We start from the raw sequence: 25,430 nt of genomic DNA on the forward strand, positions 1-25,430 counted from the left end.
CTCCTACAGGTGTCGGGTCAACGCGGTTCGATGTGGGCAATCATCAGTTGAACCGTCTCGTTCCCTCGAAACTCGTTGAGGTCGAGCTTGTAGGCCAGTTCCACCCACTTGATGGTGGGATTCGGCCAGATGTCGCGGTCGATCCCGAAGGCAATGCCGTCGAGTTTCACCGAACCACATTCACTTTTCAGCACGACTTTAAGGTGCCGCTCACCAACGACACGCTGCTCGACCAACTGGAACACCCCATGAAACAACGGCTCCGGGAAGTGTTGCCCCCAAGGGCCGGCATGTCGCAGGGCACGGGCCAGCTCCAGGTGAAACTCTTCCACCGCCAGGGTACCGTCCGACAGCAGACGGCCAGTCAAGTCTTCTTCGCGCAGTTGCCGGCGCACCTCAGCGTCAAAGGCTTCGGCGAACAAGGGGAAATTCGCTTCCGGCAGCGTCAGGCCCGCCGCCATCGCGTGGCCACCGTACTTGGTGATCAGATTCGGATGCTGCGCCGCCACCACGCTCAGGGCGTCGCGAATGTGAAAGCCCTGGACCGAACGCCCCGAGCCTTTGAGCAGGCCATCTCCGGCATCGGCAAAGGCGATGGTCGGGCGGAAATAGCGCTCTTTCATTCGTGACGCGAGGATACCGATGACGCCCTGGTGCCACTCGGGATCGAACAGGCACAAGCCGAACGGCATCGACTCCACCGGCAGATCCTTGAGTTGCGCCAGCGCTTCGCGCTGCATGCCCTGCTCGATGGATTTGCGATCCTGGTTCATGCCGTCCAATTGAGCAGCCATCTCACGGGCCAGACCGGCGTCTTCGGTCAGCAGGCACTCGATGCCCAGGCTCATGTCATCCAGGCGCCCTGCGGCGTTCAGGCGCGGGCCGACAATGAAACCCAGATCGGTGGAGGTGATGCGTGCATGATCGCGCTTGGCCACTTCGAGGATCGCCTTGATCCCCGGTCGGGCACGTCCGGCGCGAATCCGCTCCAGGCCCTGATGCACCAGAATCCGGTTGTTGGCATCCAGCGGCACCACGTCGGCCACGCTGCCCAAGGCCACCAGGTCGAGCAATTCGCCGATATTCGGCTGCGGCTTGCTGGTGTACCAGCCCAGCTCACGCAATCGCGCACGCAGGGCCATCAGCACGTAGAAAATCACCCCGACACCGGCCAGCGCCTTGCTCGGAAACTCGCAACCAGGCTGGTTCGGATTGACGATGGCGTCGGCCAACGGCAGCTCGTCACCGGGCAAATGGTGGTCGGTGACGAGCACCTTGAGCCCGGCCTTTTGCGCCGCGGCCACGCCTTCGACGCTCGAGATGCCGTTGTCGACGGTGATCAGCAAATGGGGCTGGCGCTCAAGCGCGACCGCGACGATCTCCGGTGTCAGGCCGTAGCCGTAGTCGAAACGGTTCGGCACCAGATAATCGACATGCGCCGCCCCCAGCAAACGCAGACCCAGCGTGCCCACAGTGCTGGCCGTCGCGCCGTCGGCATCGAAGTCGCCAACGATCAGAATGCGCTGGCGTTGTTCGAGCGCCGTCACCAATAGATCCACGGCGGCATCGATACCCTTGAGCTGCTGGAACGGAATCAACCGCGCCAGGCTCTTGTCCAGTTCCGCCTCGGATTGCACGCCCCGCGCTGCGTACAAACGGGTCAGCAGTGGCGGAATATCACCGAGGAATGGCAGGGTGTCGGGCAGCAGGCGAGGTTCGATGCGCATGGGGTGAAAGATACTTCTCTTCTATACGTAGGATAAAACCGGGTGACGCGCTAAAACGGCAAAAAATCAGCCGCGCTCACCGGCCAGCCACTGCAACTGGACTTCGTGCTGACCACGGTCGTCGGTGACGAAGATCGTCCCTTCGCTGATCATCACGTCCCACTTGATAACGCGCGGCATGTCTTTGGCCAGGGTTTCCAGGACTTCCTGAGGCACGGCAGCGATGTTGACGTTTTTCAGGTTTTTCACTGCCGGTACCACTTTGCCTTCCCACACGCGCAAGCTGCCATAGGCCAACAGACTGGTACGCTCGGTGCGGCGCGAGCACCAGGTCAGACGCTCGGCATCCGGCTGGCCGACTTCGATCCAGTGCAGGACGCGGTCATCCAGGCTTTTTTCCCACAAGGCAGGCTCATCCACTTCCGACAGACCACGGCCGAACGACAGCTGCTCGTTGTACCAAAGGGCGTAGGCCAACAGGCGTACGGTCATGCGCTCTTCGGTTTCCGAAGGGTGACGGGCAATGGTCTGCTTGACGTTTTCATAGACGCTGCGGTCGAGGTCGGTGAGGTTCAGTTCAAACTTGTAGGTCGTGGACGGCTGGGCCATGAACGGGCTTCTTGATACGAGGAAAGGCGGCAAGTCTAACCGATGCGCAAGGTATTCCACGAATTGAAGGTGATCAACCTGAAGCGTCTGACAGTCGGCTATGTTAAAAACGCTGTATTCGCTCATCCCTAGCCCTACAGGATCCCGCATGCCGCTCACCGCCAAACCGCTTACCGGTCTGAAAGTCATCGAATTGGGCACCTTGATTGCCGGCCCGTTTGCTTCGCGCATCTGCGCTGAGTTCGGTGCCGATGTGATCAAGATCGAATCCCCGGACGGCGGTGATCCATTGCGCAAATGGCGCAAGTTGTATGAAGGCACTTCGTTGTGGTGGTTCGTCCAGGCCCGCAACAAAAAGTCCCTGACCCTCAATCTCAAGCACCCCGACGGTCTGGCGATCCTGAAACAGCTGCTGGGCGAAGCCGACATTCTGATCGAGAACTTTCGTCCCGGCGTCCTGGAAAAACTCGGCCTGGGCTGGGATGTCCTGCACGCCTTGAACCCGAAACTGGTCATGGTGCGGCTGTCGGGATTCGGCCAGACCGGCCCGATGAAAGATCAGCCCGGCTTCGGCGCAGTCGGTGAATCCATGGGAGGCCTGCGCTACATCACCGGCTTCGAAGACCGGCCACCCGTACGCACCGGCATTTCCATCGGCGACTCGATTGCCGCGCTCTGGGGCGTGATCGGCGCACTGATGGCCCTGCGTCATCGCGAGGTCAACGGCGGCCAGGGCCAAGTGGTGGACGTGGCGCTGTATGAAGCCATCTTCGCGATGATGGAAAGCATGGTTCCGGAGTTCGATGTGTTCGGTTTCATTCGCGAACGCACGGGCAATATCATGCCGGGCATCACCCCGTCCTCGATCCACACCAGCGCCGATGGCAAGCACGTGCAGATCGGTGCCAATGGCGATGCGATTTTCAAACGCTTCATGCTGATCATTGGTCGGGAAGACCTGGCCAACGACCCCCTGCTTGCCAGCAACGATGGCCGCGATGCCCGACGCGACGAGATTTATGGCGTCATCGATCGCTGGGTCAACTCGTTGCCGCTGGACACTGTGCTGGCGCTGCTCAATCAGGCCGACGTGCCGGCCAGCCGGATCTTCAGCGCCGAAGACATGTTCAACGACCCTCAGTACCTGGCGCGGGAAATGTTTCTGCAAGCCAGGCTGCCGGATGGCAAAGACTTCAAGATGCCAGGCATTGTGCCGAAACTCTCAGAGACCCCCGGTGAATGTGAATGGGTCGGGCCACAACTGGGTGAGCACAACGCACAGGTACTCCAGGAACTTGGCTATGACGCGACGCAGATCGCACAGTTGCGCAAAGACGGAGCCATCTAAGCTGCGGCGCCCGCCTCGACGCTACCCGTCGTGCAGCGGGTGGCTGCTGTGCATGTTGGCGATTTTACTCTTGCTCCTTGATCCGATCCCGTCAGCCCTGGCGCAACCCAAGGAAAACCTGATCTGGCTCAAGCGCGACCTGCCGCCACTGACGATCTTCGATGGGCCGAAAAAAGGCCAGGGCGTCATCGATCAACTGCTTCCACTGTTGATAGCCGGCATGCCGCAGTACCAGCACAGCGTGATGAGGGTCAATCGCGCGCGTGGCCTGCAAATGCTCCACGAACCGTCTCTCGTCTGCGACGCTGCATTGAACTGGAGCAAGGAACGGGAAAAGTGGATCGCCTTTTCCATCCCGGTCTTCCGGGCCATGAGCAATGGCCTGGCCGTGCGCCGCGCTGACCAGAACGTGCTGACCCCCTTTATCAAGGATGGCGAAGTGGACCTGGCCGCGCTGCTCGCCAGCGGCAGCGAAAAACTGGGGATTATTGCCGAGCGCAATTACGGCGAATACCTCGACGGGCTGCTCAAGCAAGCGCCAGTCGAGGCACTGACCCCTCATTACGGCAACGACGCCTTGGGCAGCCTGCTGCAAATGCAGCGCCTGGGACGCTTGCGCCTGCTGTTGGGCTATCGCCCGGAAATTCGCTACCAGGCCTCACTGCAAGGCATCACCGAGGATGAATTGCAGTTCTATCCGATCCGGGGCGCAGGCAAATACCTGTCCGGTTACATCGGTTGCACCGACACGCCCAAGGGTCGGCAGGCCATTGTCGAGATCAACCAGGTACTGCGTACCCTGCCTCGCGAACGCCTTTATGAGGCCTACGCCGCCTGGCTGGATCCGCAAAGCCGCAGCGATTACCTGAAAGACACCAAGGCGTTTTTCGACAATCTGGCGCAGCCATGACAAATCCCGGGCAAAAAGAAACCCCGGGAAGTGGGGAGACGACCCGGGGTTAAACGTGGCCTGTTTGTAGACCCGTAGCAGCAAGCTACAAGCACCGGAGCACAATGCCTGATCCTGCTGTTACCAGGTCTGACTGACCTGGGCGCGGGAAGGTTCCCACAAAAATCCGTTCAATTGCGGCTGGCCTGCAGTTTGTCCTGCGCCGCATTTCGCAATGCCGCGATGACACAAGGCTCAAGGCGCCCTTCAGCGATAAGTACATCGCGATGCAAACCGTCGACCACATCCGTCAGCAAGCGTTTGTCATTCAACTGGGCCTGATTGAACTCGCGCTCGACCACGGTCGCGCCGATAGCATTCGTCAGGGTCACCCGGCATTCGTCACGAATGCCTGACGGGGTCAATGTGACCTGATATGGGCTCAGCGCCTCTCCGAGCAACAGACTGATACTTTCCATCCCGATCACCACTCAATAGTCCGAAAACAATGTGCCTGGGGCATGCCTGCAACAGATGACCACTGGCCCGAGAAGAAAGTTCTGGATACCGACCGCAAGCGAACCTGCAACTCAGTCAAGAGAGCATGCACGGCAAACATGACAGAGAAAAAACGCCAGCATCACGTCTGTCGGGTGCGCCGGCCGATGTCGGCCCAGCCCCCCAACAATCCTCGCAGCTCGCCATCGGCCGTGTAAAACGGCACTGTCCACTGGTAGATATCCCTGACACCTTCCTTGAATACCAATTGACGCTCGAAGAAGCGCGTTCTTCGCGTACTCAACTGCGCCAGAAACTCGGCATGCAGCAGTTCCGCGGTTTGTCTGGGCATGACATCGACCTCGATCAACTGCCGCCCCTGCATCCGGTCAAAACGCGTCGACAAGGCGTCCTCATAGCTTTTGTTGCACATGATCAAACGCCCTTGCAGATCACGGACAAACATCGGGTCAGGCATGGCATCCATCAGCGCATGCTGGAATGCGAGCTGATCACTCAGACTCCTTTGGACCTCGACCCGTTGCCTGACCACCACCGCCAACCGCCGATTCCAGAGCAGGGACAACAGGCCGAACAGGCCGGCCACAAACATGCCCCAGAAGACCCACTGGTCAAGCTGCTGCCAGACGCCAGGCGAATGTGGTGTGGTAGCACCACGGAACCACTTGCGGCGAAGATCGCGCAGCTCCTGCGCTGGAAATGCCTCGAGCGCCTTGTTGAGGACGCTCAGCAACTGCGGCTGACCTTTGCGCACCGCCAGATAATCCGCGTCCCATATGTCCGGCACCGTAGCGCCGATCTGCAGCCGGCCCGACGGAAAAAGCCAGGCGCCGATTTCGCTTTCGATGGTGGCATAGGCTTCGCCGTTCTCAACCCAGGCACGGGCTTCGGCGTAGGTTTTAACCGAACGCAATTCGATGGACGGATAATCGCGACGGATCATCGCTTCCAGTGCATGCCGGGTCGGCAGCACCAGTACCCGCTTCGACAGATCCTCCAGCGACTGCACCGGCGGTGCTCCGGCCAACCCGACAAAGACCCATCCTGCACCACCGAACGCATGGCTGAAATCGAGAAACGTCCTGCGTTCGTCATTCATTGACAGTAGGGTGCTCAAATCCGCCGCGCCGCTTTCCAGGCGTGCCAGCATCTGATCGACAGAAAAAGACTCTTCGTAAACGAACTGCAACCCCGTCACGTCACTGATGCGTTTGAGCAGGTCACTGTTCAGGCCCGTCCATTGACCCGTTTCATCCTTGAACTGATACAACGGGTATTCCATTGCCGTGACCACTACCCGTGGATGGCTGGCTATCCACTGCAACTCCTGTTCATCCAGCACGACCATTGAGCGTGCAACAGACTTCCCACGCTCTTGAATCGATGCAGGGCTCGCCCCTCCCCATTGGGCAACACCCAGGATGACGAGCAAAAACAGCCAGCGCACAACTGGCTTGAACACACTTGTAAACAGCATTCCCACGTCCTTGGTTATCTACTCGCCTGTCCTTTCGCGGCGATAACACCACAAGTGTGCATGCAGAAATGAAAAAGCCCGTCAGGAGACGGGCTTCAAAATGTAACAGCGTTGACCGGTTACAGCGGTTTGCCGCGGTTGCCATGCTGACTGACAAAGGCCTGCACGGCCTTCAGGTCATTTGGCAATACTGTGCAACGTTCGTCTCGTTCAAACAAATCAGAAAGATGTACCGGCAGCTCGAGAGCTTTTCCTACACCGGCTTTTTCCACGGCGTCCGGGAATTTGACCGGGTGGGCGGTGCCCAGGATCACCATTGGAATATCCAGGCTGCGACGGCATTCCCGCGCGGCTTTCACGCCGATGGCAGTATGCGGATCCAGCACTTCACCTGTCTGCTCGTAGACTTCGGCGATGGTTTCGCAGGTTTGTGCGTCATCCACGGCCAGCGAGTCGAACAATTTGCGGGCTTCGGTCCAGCGCTCTTGCTCTACGCTGAAACCGCCGCCCTGCTTGAACGAATCCATCAACCCGGCGATTGCGGCACCATTGCGACCATGCAGGTCGAACAGCAGGCGTTCGAAGTTCGACGACACCATGATGTCCATCGACGGCGACAGCGTGGCGTGCAGGGTTTCCTTGACGTACTGGTTGCCGCTCATGAAGCGGTGCAGGATGTCGTTGCGGTTGGTGGCGACGATCAACTGGTTGATCGGCAGGCCCATGTTGCGTGCCAGGTAACCGGCGAAGATATCGCCGAAGTTGCCGGTCGGCACCGAGAACGACACCGAACGCGCCGGACCGCCCAGTTGCAGGGCTGCGTGGAAGTAGTAAACGATCTGGGCCATGATCCGCGCCCAGTTGATCGAGTTCACCGCAACCAGACGCGTGCCCTTGAGGAAGCCCTGGTCGGCGAAGCTCGCCTTGACCATTTCCTGGCAGTCATCGAAGTTGCCTTCGATGGCGATGTTATGGATGTTCTCACCGAAAATGGTGGTCATCTGCCGACGCTGCACTTCGGACACCCGGTTGTGCGGGTGCAGGATGAAGATGTCGACGTTTTCGCAGTGCTTGCAGCCTTCGATGGCGGCCGAACCGGTATCACCGGAAGTGGCGCCGACAATCACCACGCGCTCGCCGCGCTTCTCCAGCACGTAGTCAAGCAGGCGACCGAGCAATTGCAAGGCGAAGTCCTTGAACGCCAGGGTCGGGCCGTGGAACAGCTCCAGCACCCATTCGTTGCCGTTAAGCTGACGCAGCGGCGCGACGGCGTTGTGGGCGAACACACCGTAGGTTTCTTCAAGAATCTTTTTGAAATCGGCATCCGGAATGCTGCCGGTGACGAACGGACGCATGACGCGGAAGGCCAGCTCGTGATACGGCAGGCCGGCCCAGGAAGCGATTTCTTCCTGGGTAAAACGTGGCAGGTTTTCCGGGACGTACAGACCGCCGTCGGTGGCAAGACCTGCCAGCAGGACGTCTTCGAAATTCAGGGCCGGTGCCTGGCCGCGGGTACTGATGTAGCGCATGTTTTCAAACCTTCGGTTTGAGCTTCAAGCTTCAAGTTTCAAGCTGCAAGTAAAAGCCGAACTGCTTTCAACTTGCCGCTTGAAGCTTGCCGCTTGCCGCTGTGTTAATTCAAATGTTCGACACGAATCCGGACTACCGGTCCAACCACGCCCTGAAGAGCTTCCAGTGCCTGGATGGCATCGTTGATGTGCTGTTCCAGCACGCGGTGAGTCAGCAGGATCATCGGCACCAGGCCGTCGTGTTCCTCGGCTTCCTTCTGCATGATCGACTCGATGTTGATGCCGCGCTCCGAAAGGATGCTTGCGACCTGAGCCAATACGCCTGGATGGTCCTTGGCCTGAATACGCAGGTAGTAGGCGCTTTCGCAGGCTTCGATCGGCAGGATCGGGTGGGCCGACAGCGAATCCGGCTGGAACGCCAGGTGCGGCACGCGGTTTTCCGGATCGGACGTCATGGCGCGGACCACGTCCACCAGGTCGGCGATCACCGACGAAGCGGTTGGCTCCATACCGGCACCGGCACCGTAGAACAGGGTCGAACCGGCAGCATCGCCGTTGACCATCACAGCGTTCATCACTCCGTTGACGTTGGCGATCAGGCGATCGGCCGGGATCAGCGTCGGGTGCACGCGCAGTTCGATACCGGCCGCGGTGCTGCGCGCCACGCCCAGGTGCTTGATGCGGTAGCCCAGCGCTTCGGCGTAGTTCACGTCAGCGGTAGTCAGTTTGGTGATGCCTTCGGTGTAAGCCTTGTCGAACTGCAGCGGGATGCCGAACGCGATGGAGGCCAGGATCGTCAGCTTGTGAGCGGCGTCGATACCCTCAACGTCGAAGGTTGGATCGGCTTCGGCATAACCCAGGGCCTGGGCTTCGGCCAATACGTCTTCGAAGGTGCGACCCTTCTCGCGCATTTCCGTCAGGATGAAGTTGCCGGTGCCGTTGATGATACCGGCCACCCAGTTGATGCGGTTGGCGGACAGGCCTTCGCGGATCGCCTTGATCACCGGGATGCCACCGGCCACCGCCGCTTCGAACGCAACGATCACGCCCTTCTCGCGGGCCTTGGCGAAAATTTCATTACCGTGAACGGCGATAAGCGCCTTGTTCGCGGTGACCACATGCTTGCCATTCTCGATGGCCTTGAGTACCAGCTCGCGGGCAACGGTGTAGCCGCCCATCAGCTCTATGACGATGTCGATCTCAGGGTTCGTGGCCACTTCGAAGACATCGTTGGTAATCGCAATACCGGTCGTTTGGAACTGAGGCTTTGGCGTGCGCATGGCAATTTGTGCCACTTCGATTCCACGCCCGGCACGACGAGCGATTTCCTCGGCGTTGCGCTGAAGTACGTTGAAGGTTCCGCCACCGACGGTCCCTAACCCACAGATGCCTACTTTGACCGGTTTCACTGTGAACTCCCCATAAAACGGCCGACACAAGGCCGGCCGTGAAAACAACCGCAGATTCGCGGCTCTCTATTGATGGCCCGACAATGCTGCCGCCGGACCACGCTCGTCAACGACTGAGCGTGACGATGCGAATTTACTTCGCGCCCAGCGCCAGTTTGGCGACTTGTGGCGCAGGCTGGTAGCCCGGAATGACCTGACCGTCGGCCAAAACGATGGCCGGCGTACCGTTCACGCCAATCGACTGGCCGAGTGCGAACTGTTTGGAAACCGGGTTATCGCACTTGGCGGCCTTGATTTCCTTGCCGTCGACCATTTTATCCATGGCCGCTTTCTTGTCTTTCGAGCACCACACCGCCTGCAGCTGTTCGTCTCCCGGCGAGCCCAGGCCCTGACGCGGGAACGCGACATAACGCACTTCAATGCCGCGCTTGTTCAGCTCAGGCACTTCGGCGTGCAGCTTGTGGCAGTACGGGCAGGTGGTGTCGGTGAATACGGTGATGTGCGACTTGGTTTCGCCAATGGCCGGGTAGACCACGGTTTCAGTCACTGGAATGTCGTTGATCAGCTTGGCAATGCCCAGGCGTTCAGTCTTCTCGGTCAGGTTGACCGGCTTGCCGTCCTTGAGATCGAACAGGTAGCCCTGAACCACATACTGGCCGTCGGCACTGGCGTACAGCACGCGGCTGCCTTTGAGCTTGACTTCGTACAGGCCTGGCAACGGGCTGGCGGTGATGCTTTCCACCGGCACTTCGAGCTGGAGGTTTTCCAGGCTTTTACGAATGGCTTTGTCGGCCGCGTCATCGGCGACGGCAAAGGTGCTGACCAACGCAATGGCTGCGGCGGCGAAAATCTGGGTCAGACGCATGAGAACTCCTGAAGGCGAACATATGGGACGATCAGAACGCCCGTGCCAAGACACCGGGTCATAACCGCCCATCGTGCAAACCGGTCAAGCCTATCACATAAGGTTCGTGGGGCCGAATGCCGGTGATACAAGGCATTGGCGAATGTTTTTTGTAGGAGCGAGCTCGCTCGCGAAGGTCTCAAAAGCGCCGCGTTGAACCATTCGGCACGTATTATCGTTAACGACCATCGCGAGCAGGCTCGCTCCTACAGGAGGGTACGGTCAGCCTCTGGGGTGGTGTTTGGCATGCAGGTCCTGCAAGCGCGCACGGGCAACGTGGGTGTAGATCTGGGTCGTCGACAAGTCACTGTGCCCCAGCAGCATCTGCACCACCCTCAGGTCTGCACCGTGGTTGAGCAGGTGCGTGGCGAAGGCGTGGCGCAGCGTGTGCGGTGACAGCGACTTGCCGATCCCGGCCACCTTGGCCTGGTGCTTGATCCGATGCCAGAAGGTCTGGCGGGTCATCTGCTCGCCACGCTGACTGGGAAACAACACATCGCTGGGACGCCCGCCAAGCAGCTCGCCCCGCCCATCGCGCATGTAGCGCTCGACCCAGACAATCGCCTCCTCCCCCATCGGGACCAGTCGCTCCTTGCTGCCCTTGCCCATCACTCGCAACACGCCTTGGCGCAGATTGACCTGTTCCAGCGTCAGACTGATCAGTTCCGTCACCCGAAGACCACAGGCGTACAGCACTTCAAGCATGGCGCGGTCGCGCTGCCCGATGGCTTCGCTCAAATCAGGCGCCTTCAACAGTGCTTCTACATCGGCCTCCGACAAGGATTTGGGCAGCGGCCTGCCGAGTTGCGGCATATCAACCCTTAACGTTGGATCGACAGCGATCATCTTTTCCCGCAACAGATAGCGATAGAAGCCACGCACCCCCGAGAGAAATCGCGCGGTGGAACGAGGTTTGTAGTTTTGCTCCAGGCGCCAGGCCAGGTGGTCGAGAATCAACTCGCGCCCGGCATTGACCAGCTCCAGTCCTTTGTCCTGTAGCCAGCCATTGAACAGCGTGAGGTCACTGCGATAGGCATCGCGGGTGTTATCGGAAAGGCCTTTCTCCAGCCACAAGGCGTCGAGGAACTGGTCTATCAGCGGGTGATCGATGGCAGGCATGGGCACTCAAATCACACAGTCCCGAGACTGCGCACAAAATTAGGAACAGACATGGAATCGGCCGCTAGTCTTTCACAGGCCGCCAATTCAAGGAACAGGGAGCAGCAATGAGCGAGCAGCAGATTTTATTGGCATTTGGCGGGATAGGCGCGGCGGCGCTGCTTTGCCAATGGCTGGCCTGGCGCTTGAAACTGCCGGCGATCCTTTTCCTGTTGTTGACCGGCATCCTGGCCGGTCCCGGACTGCACTTGCTCGACCCGCAGGAAATGTTCGGGCCACTGCTGATGCCGCTGGTGTCCCTGGCGGTGGCGCTGATCCTGTTCGAAGGCAGCCTGACCCTGCATTTGTCCGAGTGGCGCGAAATCGGCAGCGTCGTCCACCGCCTGGTCACGATTGGAGCCCTTTCCACCTGGGCGGTGATTGCGGTTGCCACTCACTGGCTGCTGGGTTTCGACTGGATGCTGGCCATCCTGTTCGGCAGCCTGACCCTGGTGACCGGGCCGACCGTGATCGTACCGATGCTGCGCGTCGTGCGCCCGAAAGCCTCGATTGCCAACATCCTGCGCTGGGAAGGCATTGTCATCGACCCCATCGGCGCCCTGCTGGCGGTGGTCGTCTATAGCTTCATCATCGCCAGCGGTGAAGGTAATGGCTTCAAGGAAAGCCTGCTGACCTTCGGCGGCGTGATCTTGTGCGGCAGCCTGTTTGGTGTTTTGGGCGGCTTGTTGCTTGGCACCCTGATTCGTCGCCAGTGGCTGCCGGAATACCTGCACAACCTGGCGGCGCTCGCGGCAGTCCTGGGTATTTTCATTACCTCCAACGAGGTCACCCATGAATCCGGGTTGCTGGCCGTGACACTCATGGGCATGTGGCTGGCCAACATGAAAGGCGTGGACGTGCGGCACATCCTGCACTTCAAGGAGAACCTCAGCGTGCTGCTGATCTCCGGCCTGTTCATTCTGCTGGCGGCACGGCTGGACCTGAACGCCATGATCGGCCTTGGGCCCCTGGTGCTGATTTTGCTGCTGGTCATTCAGTTCATCGCCCGCCCTTTGAATGTACTGCTGTGCACGGCGGGCTCCAGCCTGAGTTGGCGCGAGCGGGCCCTGCTGGCATGGATTGCCCCAAGGGGAATCGTGGCAGCGGCGGTGTCGGCAATTTTCGCCATCCGCCTGCATGCGGCCGGTCATCAGGAGGCACTACTACTCGTGCCGCTCACCTTTGCGGTGATCATCGGTACGGTCGTGTTGCAAAGCGCGACAGCACGACCGCTGGCACGCCTGCTGAAGGTGGCGGAACCGGCGCCAAGTGGCTTCCTGATCATCGGCGCCAATGGACCTGCGCGCATACTGGGCAAGGCACTGCAACAACTGGGCAGCCGGGTGCTGCTGACGGATTCGAGCTGGGAAAACATTCGTGCTGCCCGAATGGAAGGTTTGCCAACCTATTTTGGCAACCCGGCGTCGCAACATGCCGATGCGCACCTGGACCTGGTCGGCCTCGGGCATTTGCTGGCGCTGTCACCCTCCGGAGAGATGAATACCCTGGCGCTGATGCGCTTTCGTCATGAACTGGGTCATCAGCGCATGTTCGGCCTGGCCAGCGGCCAGGAAAACCGCCGCACCGACAAGCACCGCACCAGCCTGGAGCATCGCGGCAATCAACTGGGCAGCGAGGCGCTGACCTACGCCAAGTTCGCCAGCCAATTGAGCCAGGGCGCCGAGCTCTACAGCACGACATTGACGGATGGCTTCAGTTGGGACGACTACCGCGCGCCGCATGGCGAGCGTGCGACCTTGCTGTTCGTGCGCGATGACAGCGGTTGGGTGCACGTGGTGACACCGGACAGCTCGCTGAAGCCTTCGGCGGGGTGGACACTTCTAGCATTGATTCAGCCCGAGACGAGCAGCGCCTGACAGAACGATTCGCCCTGTAGGAGCTGGCTTGCCAGCGAAGGCGGTGTGTCAGTCGAAACATTCATCGGCTGGGCGGCCGTCTTCGCTGGCAAGCCAGCTCCTACAGGGGACAGACAAACCGCAGACAACAAAAAAGCAGCCCGTAGGCTGCTTTTTTCTGCATCGGAAGCTGGACTTAAACCAGTTTTTCCTTGATGCGAGCTGCTTTACCCGACAGGTCGCGCAGGTAGTACAGCTTGGCTTTACGTACGTCACCGCGACGCTTGACAGCCATGCTGTCGATTTGCGGGGAGTAGGTCTGGAAAGTACGCTCTACGCCAACACCGTTGGAGATTTTACGAACGGTGAATGCACTGTTTACGCCGCGGTTACGCTTGGCGATAACAACACCTTCGAACGCTTGCAGACGCGAACGGTCGCCTTCCTTCACTTTCACCTGAACGACAATGGTGTCGCCCGGGGCAAAGGGAGGGATCTCTTTGGTCATCTGCTCTGCTTCGAGTGCAAGGATGATTTTGTTAGTCATGCTGTGCTCCTAAGGTAAATCGTCGGATCTACCATCGATACGTTGTTAACTATCGTCCCGCTCGCGGATGTATTCCTCGAGCAGCTTCTTCTCTTCTCCAGAAAGCGAGCGGCTTTCCAGAAGATCGGCGCGTCGTTCAAAGGTCCGACCAAGGGACTGCTGTAAACGCCAACGCCGGATGTGCGCGTGATTGCCACTTAGCAATACGTCGGGAACACGCTGATCCGCATACACCTCCGGTCGGGTGTAGTGCGGGCAATCCAGCAAACCATCCGTAAAGGAATCTTCCTCGGCGGAGTCCGCATGCCCTAAAGCTCCAGGCAGCAGTCGTGTAACCGCATCGATCAGGACCATCGCCGGCAGCTCGCCGCCAGACAATACATAGTCGCCAATCGACCACTCTTCATCGACATGAGCATCAATAAAACGCTCGTCAATGCCTTCATAGCGGCCGGCAATCAGGATCAATGCATCCAGATTCGCCAACTCGCGTACCGCCGACTGAGTCAGTTGACGGCCTTGGGGGGACAGGTAAATTACCTTCGCCGCCTCCCCGGCTGCTGCCTTGGCCTGAACCAGAGCATCTTCCAGGGGCTTGATCTTCATCACCATGCCCGGACCACCGCCAAACGGGCGATCGTCCACAGTGTGATGTCGATCCGTCGTGTAGTCTCGCGGATTCCAACAGGTGAGCTGCAAGAGCCCCTGTTTCACCGCACGACTGGTGATGCCGTACTCGCTGATGGCGGAGAACATCTCGGGAAACAGACTGATCACTTCTACGCGCAAGTTAGCCACGCTTAGAAATCCGCGTCCCAATCCACCTTCATCTCGCCCGCGGCCAGGTCGACGGCCAACACGCATTGCTCCGTATAGGGCAACAGGCGTTCGCGATCATCCAGGCTGCCAGCGCAAGGCTTGACCACCATGACATCGTTCGAGCCGGTCTCCAGCAGGTGATCGATTTTCCCGAACAGTTGTCCGAGCGTGTCGATGACCTTGAGACCCTCCAGCTGGTACCAGTAGTACTCGCCGTCGGTCAGTTCAGGGAACAGGTTGCGCGGCACGCAGATCTCATAACCGGCCAGAAGACGAGCTTCTTCGCGATCATCGAGACCCTTGAGCTTTGCGACCAGGAACTTGTCGTTCCCGCGTCCGCTGAGCAGCTCTACCTGCCTTACATTGCCGTCACGCTTGAGCGTCCAGGTTTTGTAGTCCAGCAGGTTTTTAATCGGATCAGTAAAGGAGTACACCTTCACTTCGCCGCGAACGCCGTGAACAGAGTAAATCTTGCCGATAACGATCAAATCATCAGCAATGGCTGGCGTCGCGTTCATATTGCTCAGGCCGCAGCCTTAGCAGATTCCTTCAACAACTGAGCAACGCGCTCAGAAGGTTGTGCACCAACGCTCAGCCAGTAGGCTACGCGCTCTTGGTTCACGGACAGACGAACTTCCTGACCACGGGCAACAGGGTTGAAGTAGCCAACCTGTTCCTTGTGCGAACCGTCGCGCGGGTTGCGGCTGTCGGTTACGGTCAAGTGGTAAAACGGGCGCTTTTTGGAGCCGCCAAGGGCAAGACGGATTGTTAGCATGTGAACATCGTTCCTGTAGTCGGTGCTGCAAATCTAAATGCACAGCGGGCATGGGTGCCCGAAAGGCCGCATATTCTAAGGAATATCCGGACTTTTGCAAATGCCTTTTTCCGGCACCTGTCACCGTGCCATCCAGATTGGCTATGGAGCCGTCGTTGAAAACGGCCGGTCAGCTCCCGCCAAGCGCGGGTTTGCTGGAGATCCCGCTTCCTTGCGGGACTGCGCCGGTACGACGACCGGCGAGTTTTTTCAGATTTTTGGCATGCCGCCGCCGGGCAACATTCCGCCCATGCCGCGCATCATCTTGGCCATTCCGCCTTTCGCAGAGAATTTCTTCATCATTTTCTGCATCTGCTTGTGCTGCTTGATCAAGCGGCCGATGTCTTGCACCTGGGTGCCGGAACCCATGGCGATCCGGCGCTTGCGCGAACCGCTGATCATCTCGGGGTCGCGGCGCTCGGCCGGGGTCATCGAGTTGATGATGGCTTCCATCTGCTTGAATTGCTTTTCTGCCGCGCCCTGGGCGTTGCCCATCTGCGCCAGATTCACGCCGCCCATGTTCGGCAGCTTGTCCATGAGCCCGCCGAGGCCGCCCATGTTCTTCATTTGTTGCAGCTGATCGCGGAAGTCTTCGAGGTCGAAACCCTTGCCCTTCTTCAGCTTTTTAGCAAGCTTGTCGGCCTTGTCCTTGTCGAGCGTCGCTTCCGCCTGCTCGATCAGGCTGAGCACGTCACCCATGCCGAGGATGCGCGAGGCGATACGCTCAGGATGGAACGGATCGAGCGCTTCGCTCTTCTCGCCCATACCGATGAACTTGATCGGCTTGCCGGTGATAGCACGCACCGACAGAGCGGCACCGCCACGGGCGTCGCCGTCGACCTTGGTCAGGATCACACCGGTCAGCGGCAATGCATCGCCAAAGGCCTTGGCCGTGTTGGCGGCGTCCTGGCCGGTCATGGCGTCGACCACGAACAGGGTTTCGATCGGGTTGATCGCGGCATGCAGTGCCTTGATCTCGCCCATCATTTCTTCATCGATGTGCAGGCGGCCGGCGGTATCGACGATGACCACGTCGATGAATTTGAGTTTTGCTTCTTTAATAGCCGCCTGGGCGATGTCGACCGGCTTCTGACTCAGGTCCGACGGGAAGAACGTCACGCCAATGTCGTTGGCCAGGGTTTCCAGCTGCTTGATCGCCGCCGGACGGTAAACGTCGGCGGACACAACCATGACCGACTTCTTCTTGCGCTCTTTAAGGAAGCGCGCGAGCTTGCCGGCGGTGGTGGTTTTACCCGCGCCCTGCAAACCGGCCATCAGGATGACGGCGGGTGGAACGGCGCTCAGGTTCAGGTCTTCGTTGGCCGCGCCCATCAGGCTTTCGAGCTCGGCCTGGACGATTTTCACGAAGGCCTGGCCCGGCGTCAGGCTGCGCGACACCTCGGTACCGACGGCACGTTCCTTGACCGAATTGACGAAGTCCTTGACCACCGGCAGGGCGACGTCGGCTTCGAGCAACGCCATGCGCACTTCGCGCAGGGTATCTTTGATGTTGTCTTCAGTCAGCTTGGCCTTGCCGGTGACATGGCGCAGCGTCTGCGAGAGACGGTCGGTTAAGTTTTCAAACATTGCGCGATCCTTTCAGGCCCTGTGTAGACCGGGATAATGGCGGCCCGGACCGGACTAAACGTGTGCTCGGCGAGCCTGCGGCGTGGGCAGGTCGCGGATTATAGCGAAGACTGTGGCTGGCGGACACCTCGCCGTCGGCTTGCGCGGTCTTTCGTGTGGTGGGGGTTCTATGCCAAACTCAGCGACTTTCGGGCTTGCCTAACAGGATTTATGCTCCCCTTGTCACCCAGCTTGCTTACTACCCTCGCCGCCGCCTGCTTGTATGCCGCTGCGACCATTTATCAGGGCACTCGCCTGGCGTCCGGCACCAAGGCCAACAAACGCCTGCTGGTCATGCTTGGCGTGCTCGCCTTATTGACCCACGGCGCCAGCCTGCTCACCCACCTGCTAACCCCAACCGGCCTGGGTCTGGACTTCTTCACTGCCGCCAGCCTGATTGCCGTGGCGGTCATTGCATTGACCCTGCTGGCCTGTTCACGGATTCCGGTAGAGAACCTGCTGATACTGCTGTTCCCGCTGGGGGCCTTGACCGTGTTGCTGGCGCATTTCGCGCCGGCCGGCACGGTGCAGATCATCGATGAGGAGCCGGGTATCCTCGCCCACATCCTGCTCTCGATTCTTGCCTATGGCATGTTCACCATCGCGGTGTTCCAGGCCTTGCTGCTGCTGGTTCAAGACCACCAGCTCAAACACAAGCACCCCTCCGGGCTGATCAAGAACTTCCCGCCGCTGCAAACCATGGAAAGCCTGCTGTTCGGCTTCCTCTGGGCCGGCTGGACGCTATTGTCGTTGTCGTTGATTTCCGGCTGGCTGTTCGTCGAAAACCTGTTCGCCCAGCATCTGGTGCACAAAACCCTGCTGGCCTGCCTGGCCTGGATCGTTTTCAGCGTGCTGCTGTGGGGGCGCAATCGCCTCGGCTGGCGCGGGCACAAAGCCATTCGCTGGACCCTGGCCGGTTTCTGCCTGCTGATGCTGGCGTATTTCGGCAGCAAACTGGTTCGTGAATACATCCTGCATATCTGACGGGCGGCATTAATGGACGACTTGCCCATAGGGCCGATGCTCGCGGTAGTGACCCTGCTGATTTTATGGTCGGGGCTGTTTACCGCCATCGAAGCGGCGCACCAGCATTTGCTGGCCCAGCGCACCGCAACGCGTTCCAGCGACAAACCGGTGGCGAAACTCAGCTTCCCGCTTGCCAGCCTGATTTTTTGCAACACCCTGTGCCGTGCACTCGTGGTGGTCATCAGCACCTTGCTGGCCATTTTCACCTGGGCCGAGAACGGCCCGTGGGTTGCGTGCCTTGGGGCAGGCGCCATTTTGCTGGTGTTTTCCGACTATTTGCCACGGGCGCTCGCCACCCGCTATCCGGATGCGATCCTGACCCAGGGCAACAATCTGCTGCGCATACCACTGAAAGTCATCTATCCCGCGGCATGGTTGCTCAACAGCATCAGTCAGTTGCTGATGCGACCGTTCGCCCGTAAAGCCAAGGTGGTGCAACGCAGTGAGGACGAAACGCTCACGGAGCGGCATACACCTCCCGAGACCGTAACCCGCCCTCACCCGCTGCCAGGCATCCACGCACTGGACAACATCACGGTCAATGACATCCTGGTGCCGCGCAGTGACGTGGACGGCATCAACCTCGATGACCCCATCGAAGAAATCATCGAACAACTGCGCCACAACAAGCGCACTCGCCTGCCGGTGTTCCACAGCGACATCAACCAGGTCGAAGCCGTCCTCAACACCCGGCATATCCTTCACTTGCTGCCCGATGCGAGCCTGACCCGGGAAGCCTTGCTGGCGGCCAGTCACGAGCCGTACTTCGTGCCGGAAAGCACTCCGTTGCAGTTGCAACTGCTCAACTTCCACAAGCAGCAGCGGCGCCTGGGCATGGTGGTCGACGAATACGGCGAAGTGCTGGGCATCGTCACTCTGGAAGACATTCTCGAAGAAATCGTCGGCGAGTTCGAAAACCAGCACAGCCTGGACAACCCGCACATTCATCCGCAAGCCGACGGGCGCCTGGTGATCGACGGAGCCGCGTCCATTCGCGAGCTGAACAAGAGCCTCGGCTGGCACCTGCCCAGCGATGGCCCGAAAACCCTGAACGGTTTGGTCACCGAGGCGCTGGAAACCATTCCCGAAAGTGCGGTGTGCCTGAAGATCGGTCGGTATCGCCTGGAAATTCTCGAGACCGAGGACAATCGTGTCACGCGGGTGCTGATCTGGCAGACCAGTTCGATGCCGGTCGTTATCTGAAACCTGACACAAATCCCTGTGGCGAAGGGGCTTGCCCCCTCGCCACACTGTGTTCGCCAGACCTCTTGTTCGATCGTTAGCCACCTTCCTATAATCGAACCGCTTACCCAAGCCTCGCCGGCTCCGTGCTTACCCCGCACTTAGCAGCCTCCGGCCCGTCCATCAGCAACGCCCGCAACCAACCGACGACTGTTCCTACCTTGAACAGCGACCGTGTCTCCACCCACATCCCTGGGTTCTCGACCATAATAATTTGCTCCACTGGAGCCCATGACTGTCAGGGATAACCGCATGACGACCAGTACGACTTACAGCGACTCCACACCTGCGCAACCGACGAACTCCGCCACCCGCGTGGCCACCGCAAGCTTCATCGGTACCGCTATCGAGTTCTACGATTTCTATGTCTATGCCACCGCCGCTGCGCTGGTGATCGGCCCGGTGTTCTTTCCGCAGACATCCGGCACCGCCCAGATGCTTTCGGCGTTTCTCACGTTCGGTATCGCTTTCCTTGCACGCCCCTTGGGTTCGGCGCTTTTCGGCCACTTTGGCGACCGTATCGGGCGCAAATCGACCCTGGTCGCCTCATTGCTGCTGATGGGCGTGTGCACCACGCTGATCGGCGTGCTGCCGGGTTACGACAGCATTGGCGCCTGGGCACCGATCCTGCTTTGCGTCCTGCGCTTCGGCCAGGGCCTGGGGCTGGGCGGTGAATGGGGTGGTGCGGCATTGCTGGCCACGGAGAACGCGCCGAAAGGCAAGCGCGCGTGGTTCGGCATGTTTCCGCAACTGGGGCCATCCATTGGCTTCCTGGCGGCCAACGGCCTGTTCCTGACATTGGCCCTGGTACTGGACGATGAACAGTTCCGCTCCTGGGGCTGGCGTATTCCGTTCCTGCTCAGCGCCGCACTGGTGATGGTCGGCCTGTACGTTCGCCTCAAGCTGCATGAAACTCCGGTGTTTGCCAACGCCGTGGCGCGCCAGGAGCGGGTGAAGATCCCGCTGTTCGAGCTGTTCGGTCAATACTGGGCGCCCGTATTGCTGGGAGCCGGCGCGATGGTCGTGTGCTACGCGCTGTTTTACATCTCCACCGTGTTTTCCCTGAGTTACGGCGTGGCAACGCTCGGCTACAGCCGCGAAACCTTCCTCGGCCTGTTGTGCTTCGCGGTGCTGTTCATGGCGGCCGCCACCCCGCTGTCGGCCTGGGCCAGCGACCGTTACGGGCGCAAACCGGTGCTGATCATCGGTGGCGTACTGGCGATCCTGTCCGGCTTTCTCATGGAGCCGCTGCTGACCCAGGGCTCGACGTGGGGCGTGGCGTTATTCCTGTGCATCGAACTGTTTCTGATGGGCGTGACGTTTGCGCCGATGGGGGCGCTGCTGCCGGAGCTGTTCCCCACCCGCGTGCGCTACACCGGCGCCTCGGCGGCCTACAACCTGGGCGGTATCGTCGGCGCTTCGGCGGCGCCGTTCTTCGCCCAGAAACTGGTGGCGATGGGCGGGTTGGGCTATGTCGGCGGATATGTGTCCGGGGCGGCAGTGCTGAGCCTGATTGCGGTGCTGTGCCTGAAGGAAACGCGGCATAACGATTTGAATCAGGTTGCCTGACCGGCCGCCATCGCTGGCAAGCCAGCTCCCACAGGGTCAGTGTTGATCACACAATTGCTGTACGACACACCACCTGTGGGAGCGGGCTTGCCCGCGATGGCGTCTTTACTGACTAAACACTCCCCCGAAAAAACACGGTTTTTCCCCCACCCATTGTCACCTCGCTCTACGCGCATCGGCTCATCCCCGCTATACTTCCCGGCTTTTCCTGAATAAATGCCAATAGGGTCCCGCCGCGCATGGATAAGACCTACCAACCGCACGCCATTGAAACTTCCTGGTACAACACCTGGGAGTCAGAGAATTACTTCGCCCCGCAAGGCGCGGGCGAGTCCTACACCATCATGATCCCGCCGCCGAACGTCACCGGCAGCCTGCACATGGGGCACGGCTTCAACAACGCGATCATGGACGCCCTGATCCGTTTCCGCCGCATGCAGGGTCGCAACACCCTGTGGCAGCCGGGCACCGACCACGCCGGTATCGCCACGCAGATGCTGGTGGAGCGTCAGCTCGAAGCCAAGGGCCAGAGCCGCCATGACCTGGGGCGCGAGAAGTTCCTCGAGAAAGTCTGGGAGTGGAAGGATGAGTCCGGTGGCAACATCAGCCGTCAGATCCGTCGCCTCGGCTCGTCTGTCGACTGGAGCCGCGAGCGCTTCACCATGGACGACGGCCTCTCGGAAGCCGTTAAAGAAGCCTTCGTCCGTTTGCACGAAGACGGCCTGATCTACCGCGGCAAGCGCCTGGTCAACTGGGACACCAAGCTGCACACGGCGATTTCCGACCTCGAAGTGGAAAACCACGACGAGAAAGGTTTCCTGTGGAACCTGAAATACCCGCTGGCCGACGGCGCCAAGACCGCTGAAGGCAACGATTTCCTGATCGTCGCGACCACTCGCCCGGAAACCATGCTCGGCGACTCTGCCGTGGCCGTGAACCCGAACGATGATCGCTACAAAGCCCTGATCGGCAAATTTGTCGAGCTGCCGCTGGTCGGCCGCCGCATCCCGATCATTGCCGACGATTACTGCGACCCTGAATTCGGTACCGGTTGCGTGAAAATCACCCCGGCCCACGACTTCAACGACTACGAAGTCGGCAAGCGTCACAACCTGCCGCTGCTGAACATCTTCGACAAAAACGCAACGGTCCTGCCGGCCTGCCAGGCGTTCAACCTCGACGGCACGCTGAACGAAACCATCGACGGCAAGATCCCGGCCGAATACGCCGGTCTCGACCGCTTCGAAGCCCGCAAGCAGATCGTGGCCGCGTTCGACGCTGCCGGCCTGTTGGTCAGCGTTGACGACCACGCCCTGAAAGTACCGAAAGGCGACCGCTCCGGCACCGTCATCGAGCCATGGCTGACCGACCAATGGTACGTGTCCACCAAGCCGTTGGCCGAGCCTGCGATTGCAGCCGTCGAAGACGGCCGTATCCAATTCGTGCCAAAACAGTACGAAAACATGTACTTCTCGTGGATGCGCGACATCCAGGATTGGTGCATCAGCCGTCAGCTGTGGTGGGGCCACCGGATTCCGGCCTGGTACGACGAGTCGGGCAAGGTCTACGTCGGTCGCGACGAAGCCGAAGTGCGGGCCAAGCACAAAATCGGCCCGGACGTCGCCCTGCAACAGGACAATGACGTTCTTGATACCTGGTTCAGCTCGGGCCTGTGGACGTTCTCCACCCTCGGCTGGCCGGAAAAAACCGAATTCCTGAAGAAATTCCACTCCACCGACGTGCTGGTGACCGGCTTCGACATCATTTTCTTCTGGGTTGCCCGGATGATCATGCTCACCATGCATTTGGTGAAGAACGAAGACGGCACGCCGCAGGTGCCATTCAAGACTGTTTATGTTCATGGTCTGGTGCGTGACGGCCAGGGCCAGAAGATGTCCAAGTCCAAGGGCAACGTCCTGGACCCGCTGGACATCATCGACGGCATCGAACTGGAAGAGCTGGTGCAGAAACGCACCTCCGGCCTGATGCAGCCGAAACTGGCGAAGAAGATCGAGAAGCAGACCCGCGACGAGTTCGCCGAAGGCATTGCCAGCTACGGCACCGACGCCCTGCGCTTCACCTTCTGCTCGCTGGCATCCACCGGTCGTGACATCAAGTTCGACATGGGCCGCGTCGAAGGCTATCGCAACTTCTGCAACAAGATCTGGAACGCGGCGCGCTATGTGCTGGACAAGGGCGAAGACTGTGGCCAGAACGGCGAAGCCTATGAGCTGTCCCTGGCCGATCGCTGGATCATTTCGCAACTGCAACGCACCGAAGCCGAAGTGACCCGCCAGCTCGACCAGTTCCGTTTCGACCTGGCGGCGCAAGCCTTGTACGAGTTCATCTGGAACCAGTATTGCGACTGGTACCTGGAACTGTCCAAGCCTGTGCTGTGGGACGAAAACGCACCGGTCGAACGCCAGCGCGGCACCCGTCGCACCCTGGTGCGCGTACTGGAAGTCGCCCTGCGCCTGGCACACCCGTTCATGCCGTTCATCACCGAAGAAATCTGGCAGCGCATCGCGCCGCTAGCCGGTATAGAAGGCAAGACGATCATGCTGCAACCTTGGCCAGTGGCCAACGAAACACGCATCGATCAGGCGGCCGAAGATGACATCGAATGGCTCAAGGGCCTGATGCTCGGCACCCGCAACATCCGTGGCGAAATGAACATCGGCCCGGGCAAACCGCTGCCGTTGTTCCTGAAAAACGTCAGCGCCGAGGATCAGCGTCGCCTGACCGAAAATGAAGCCCTGCTGAAGAAGCTGGCGCGTCTGGAATCGATCACCGTGCTCGCTGCTGGCGAAGAAGCACCGCTGTCCGCCACCGCGCTGGTCGGCGAGATGGAAGTGCTGGTGCCAATGGCCGGCTTGATCGACAAAGGTGCGGAACTGGCGCGTCTGGACAAGGAAATCCAGCGTCTGCAAGGTGAAGTGCAACGCGTCGGCGGCAAGCTGTCCAACGCCGGTTTCGTCGACAAGGCGCCAGCCGAAGTCATCGAGAAAGAACGCGCCAAACTGGCCGAGGCCGAACAGGCCCTGGGCAAACTGGCCGAGCAGCATGCGCGGATTGCCAGCCTGTAACGGCAGATCGCACTGAAAGAGGGAGGCCCATGCGGCCTCCCTTTTTTATGCCTGCCACTTCCCAACCTACCACAGGGTTCTGTGTTGTTTTTGATGATGGGTTCACAACGGCAGGATGTGGGACAATGCCCGCCACTTTCAGCCATGCCCGAATCGACCACACCCATGACCGCCCCCCGCCCCCCCAAGCCTGCGCGCCAAAAGCCTGCCCCGAAGACCCCGGCCACGGCCGTCGCCCCGAAGGAAAAGGCTAGCCTGCACCCGCGCAATCGCCACCAGGGTCGCTACGACTTTCCGGCGCTGATCAAAAGCTCCCCGGAACTGAAGAAGTTCGTGATCATCAATCCGTACGGCAAGGAAAGCATCGACTTCGCCAGCCCGGAAGCCGTGCGGGTGTTCAATCGGGCGCTGCTCAAGTCGTTCTATGGCATCGCTCACTGGGACATTCCGGCCGACTACCTGTGCCCGCCAGTGCCAGGCCGTGCCGATTACGTGCACTTCCTCGCCGACCTGCTGGCCAGCGGCAATGACGGTGTGATTCCCCGTGGCGCCGCCGTGAAGGTGCTGGACATCGGCATGGGCGCCAACTGCGTGTATCCGCTGATCGGCTACAGCGACTATCGCTGGCAGTTCCTCGGTTCCGATATCGATGCGACCGCCATTGCCGCGGCAAAGGCCATCATTCAATCCAATGGCCTGAACAAAGCCATCCAGGTACGCCAGCAGAGCAACCCCAAGCAGATCCTCACAGGCCTGCTGGAAAGCGCAGAGCGATTCGATCTGACCCTGTGCAACCCGCCATTCCACGCCTCGCTGGACGAGGCCACACGGGGCAGCACGCGCAAATGGCGCGCCCTGGGCAAAGCCGATCCGAAACGCAAGCTGCCGGTGTTGAACTTTGGCGGCCAAGCGGCGGAATTGTGGTGCGAGGGTGGGGAAGTGCGTTTCGTCACCCAACTGGTCAGCGAGAGCGTGCAGGTGGCGCAACAAGTGCTGTGGTTCAGCACGCTGGTGTCAAAGGCCTCGAACCTGCCGGCGATCCAGGCAGCCCTGAGCAAGGCCGGCGTACTGGAAAGTCAGGTGGTGGAAATGGGGCAGGGACAGAAGCAGAGCCGCTTCGTCGCCTGGACCTTCCAGACTCCAGCCCAGCAACAGGTTTGGCGCGAGCGTTGGGCGCCTAAAAACTAAAACACGTCCACCTGTAGGAGCGAGCTTGCTCGCGAAAAACCTGAGAGCAACGCGTTCATTCAGACTGCCCGCGTTATCGTTTACGCCC

Annotated in this window: 21 protein-coding genes; 8 read left to right on the forward strand and 13 right to left on the reverse strand. The window is 60.0% G+C overall.

The window, feature by feature from the left end:
- Positions 1 to 17 precede the first annotated feature (17 nt).
- Positions 18 to 1,727, reverse strand: coding sequence for a single-stranded-DNA-specific exonuclease RecJ (recJ, locus tag PMI31_RS13295; RefSeq protein WP_008018557.1), 1,710 nt, complete (start codon positions 1,725 to 1,727; stop codon positions 18 to 20).
- Between the two features lie 66 nt (positions 1,728 to 1,793).
- A complete protein-coding gene (locus PMI31_RS13300) occupies positions 1,794 to 2,336 on the reverse strand; it encodes a YaeQ family protein (protein WP_007998514.1) in 543 nt (180 codons plus the stop codon).
- Positions 2,337 to 2,484: 148 nt separating this feature from the next.
- Between PMI31_RS13300 and PMI31_RS13305 the strand changes: the two genes are divergently transcribed.
- Together PMI31_RS13305 and PMI31_RS13310 are read left to right on the forward strand one after the other, a co-directional pair.
- The gene (locus PMI31_RS13305; RefSeq protein WP_008018558.1) at positions 2,485 to 3,684 is read left to right on the forward strand and encodes a CaiB/BaiF CoA transferase family protein; all 1,200 of its coding nucleotides are present in this window, start codon (positions 2,485 to 2,487) and stop codon (positions 3,682 to 3,684) included.
- On the forward strand, positions 3,638 to 4,594 hold the full coding sequence (locus tag PMI31_RS13310) for a TIGR02285 family protein (protein WP_008018559.1): 957 nt from the start codon (positions 3,638 to 3,640) through the stop codon (positions 4,592 to 4,594). The genes PMI31_RS13305 and PMI31_RS13310 overlap by 47 nt, the downstream gene beginning before the upstream one ends.
- Before the next feature lie 170 nt (positions 4,595 to 4,764).
- Here the strand turns inward: PMI31_RS13310 and PMI31_RS13315 are convergent, their stop codons facing one another.
- The 6 genes from PMI31_RS13315 to xerD all read right to left on the reverse strand — a co-directional run bounded on the left by PMI31_RS13315 (position 4,765) and on the right by xerD (position 11,530).
- Positions 4,765 to 5,052, reverse strand: a complete 288-nt coding sequence (locus PMI31_RS13315) for a DUF3509 domain-containing protein (RefSeq protein WP_008018560.1) — start codon at positions 5,050 to 5,052, stop codon at positions 4,765 to 4,767.
- A gap of 161 nt (positions 5,053 to 5,213) precedes the next feature.
- On the reverse strand, positions 5,214 to 6,569 hold the full coding sequence (locus tag PMI31_RS13320; RefSeq protein ID WP_008018561.1) for a transporter substrate-binding domain-containing protein: 1,356 nt from the start codon (positions 6,567 to 6,569) through the stop codon (positions 5,214 to 5,216).
- A 119-nt stretch (positions 6,570 to 6,688) separates the two neighbouring features.
- Positions 6,689 to 8,098 (reverse strand): threonine synthase, encoded by a 1,410-nt coding sequence (gene thrC / locus PMI31_RS13325; RefSeq protein WP_008018562.1) that lies wholly within the window; start codon positions 8,096 to 8,098, stop codon positions 6,689 to 6,691.
- Between the two features lie 104 nt (positions 8,099 to 8,202).
- Positions 8,203 to 9,507, reverse strand: a complete 1,305-nt coding sequence (locus PMI31_RS13330) for a homoserine dehydrogenase (RefSeq protein WP_008018563.1) — start codon at positions 9,505 to 9,507, stop codon at positions 8,203 to 8,205.
- 133 nt (positions 9,508 to 9,640) lie between these two features.
- The gene (gene dsbC / locus PMI31_RS13335; RefSeq protein WP_008018564.1) at positions 9,641 to 10,372 is read right to left on the reverse strand and encodes a bifunctional protein-disulfide isomerase/oxidoreductase DsbC; all 732 of its coding nucleotides are present in this window, start codon (positions 10,370 to 10,372) and stop codon (positions 9,641 to 9,643) included.
- 261 nt (positions 10,373 to 10,633) lie between these two features.
- Positions 10,634 to 11,530 carry a site-specific tyrosine recombinase XerD gene (gene xerD, locus PMI31_RS13340; protein ID WP_008018565.1) on the reverse strand — a complete coding sequence of 299 codons (897 nt, stop codon included), beginning with the start codon at positions 11,528 to 11,530 and terminating at the stop codon, positions 10,634 to 10,636.
- A 107-nt stretch (positions 11,531 to 11,637) separates the two neighbouring features.
- Here xerD and PMI31_RS13345 point away from each other — a divergent pair, with 107 nt between their 5' ends.
- Positions 11,638 to 13,446, forward strand: coding sequence for a cation:proton antiporter (locus tag PMI31_RS13345; protein ID WP_008018566.1), 1,809 nt, complete (start codon positions 11,638 to 11,640; stop codon positions 13,444 to 13,446).
- Positions 13,447 to 13,621: 175 nt separating this feature from the next.
- Here the strand turns inward: PMI31_RS13345 and rplS are convergent, their stop codons facing one another.
- The 5 genes from rplS to ffh all read right to left on the reverse strand — a co-directional run bounded on the left by rplS (position 13,622) and on the right by ffh (position 17,192).
- On the reverse strand, positions 13,622 to 13,972 hold the full coding sequence (gene rplS / locus PMI31_RS13350; protein WP_008018567.1) for a 50S ribosomal protein L19: 351 nt from the start codon (positions 13,970 to 13,972) through the stop codon (positions 13,622 to 13,624).
- 45 nt (positions 13,973 to 14,017) lie between these two features.
- Complete coding sequence (gene trmD / locus PMI31_RS13355) at positions 14,018 to 14,770, reverse strand: tRNA (guanosine(37)-N1)-methyltransferase TrmD (protein WP_007897583.1); 753 nt, start codon at positions 14,768 to 14,770, stop codon at positions 14,018 to 14,020.
- A 2-nt stretch (positions 14,771 to 14,772) separates the two neighbouring features.
- The gene (rimM, locus tag PMI31_RS13360; protein ID WP_008018568.1) at positions 14,773 to 15,309 is read right to left on the reverse strand and encodes a ribosome maturation factor RimM; all 537 of its coding nucleotides are present in this window, start codon (positions 15,307 to 15,309) and stop codon (positions 14,773 to 14,775) included.
- 5 nt (positions 15,310 to 15,314) lie between these two features.
- Positions 15,315 to 15,566, reverse strand: a complete 252-nt coding sequence (rpsP, locus tag PMI31_RS13365) for a 30S ribosomal protein S16 (RefSeq protein ID WP_007972721.1) — start codon at positions 15,564 to 15,566, stop codon at positions 15,315 to 15,317.
- Positions 15,567 to 15,815: 249 nt separating this feature from the next.
- Complete coding sequence (gene ffh, locus PMI31_RS13370) at positions 15,816 to 17,192, reverse strand: signal recognition particle protein (protein ID WP_008018569.1); 1,377 nt, start codon at positions 17,190 to 17,192, stop codon at positions 15,816 to 15,818.
- A 210-nt stretch (positions 17,193 to 17,402) separates the two neighbouring features.
- On the opposite strand from ffh, the gene PMI31_RS13375 reads away from it, so the two are divergent.
- The 5 genes from PMI31_RS13375 (at position 17,403) to rlmF (ending at position 25,342) form a co-directional block, all read left to right on the forward strand.
- Positions 17,403 to 18,215, forward strand: coding sequence for a cytochrome C assembly family protein (locus PMI31_RS13375; RefSeq protein WP_008018570.1), 813 nt, complete (start codon positions 17,403 to 17,405; stop codon positions 18,213 to 18,215).
- A 12-nt stretch (positions 18,216 to 18,227) separates the two neighbouring features.
- Positions 18,228 to 19,460 carry a transporter associated domain-containing protein gene (locus tag PMI31_RS13380; RefSeq protein ID WP_008018571.1) on the forward strand — a complete coding sequence of 411 codons (1,233 nt, stop codon included), beginning with the start codon at positions 18,228 to 18,230 and terminating at the stop codon, positions 19,458 to 19,460.
- Between the two features lie 291 nt (positions 19,461 to 19,751).
- Complete coding sequence (locus PMI31_RS13385; RefSeq protein ID WP_008018574.1) at positions 19,752 to 21,068, forward strand: MFS transporter; 1,317 nt, start codon at positions 19,752 to 19,754, stop codon at positions 21,066 to 21,068.
- Between the two features lie 239 nt (positions 21,069 to 21,307).
- A complete protein-coding gene (locus tag PMI31_RS13390) occupies positions 21,308 to 24,154 on the forward strand; it encodes a valine--tRNA ligase (protein WP_008018577.1) in 2,847 nt (948 codons plus the stop codon).
- Between the two features lie 165 nt (positions 24,155 to 24,319).
- Complete coding sequence (gene rlmF, locus PMI31_RS13395; protein WP_008018579.1) at positions 24,320 to 25,342, forward strand: 23S rRNA (adenine(1618)-N(6))-methyltransferase RlmF; 1,023 nt, start codon at positions 24,320 to 24,322, stop codon at positions 25,340 to 25,342.
- Positions 25,343 to 25,430: the final 88 nt, after the last annotated feature.

Origin of the sequence: Pseudomonas sp. GM55 (genome assembly GCF_000282395.1) — a bacterium.
Taxonomy (GTDB): domain Bacteria; phylum Pseudomonadota; class Gammaproteobacteria; order Pseudomonadales; family Pseudomonadaceae; genus Aquipseudomonas; species Aquipseudomonas fluorescens_CC.